We start from the raw sequence: 278 nt of genomic DNA on the forward strand, positions 1-278 counted from the left end.
TTGTTCTACAAGTTAATGTATCTTTTTTTGCATTCGCAGAGGAAAATCCTGCATCTCAATAACATTGCGATGGCAACGGGGCTGTCGTTTGGGGAAACGGACATGATCGATCTGGTAAATGCCGTCAACGGCATCGTGTGGAGTCCGGCGCTGATTGCGCTGTGCCTGGGCGTGGGCTTGTATTTCTCGGTGCGCTCGCGCTTCCTGCAATTGCGCCACGTGCGCGAGATGACGCGCCTGATGCGCGAAGGGAAGAGTTCGGAAGAAGGCGTGTCCTC

General features: G+C 54.3%; 1 pseudogene. It reads left to right on the forward strand.

The annotated features are described in order from the left end of the window. Window positions 1–102: 102 nt before the first annotated feature. Window positions 103–278 (forward strand): annotated as a pseudogene (locus tag MJ643_RS31620) (sodium:alanine symporter); the annotation flags it as partial.

Source organism: Pseudomonas sp. PNPG3 (assembly GCF_023093815.1).
GTDB lineage: Bacteria > Pseudomonadota > Gammaproteobacteria > Pseudomonadales > Pseudomonadaceae > Aquipseudomonas > Aquipseudomonas asiatica.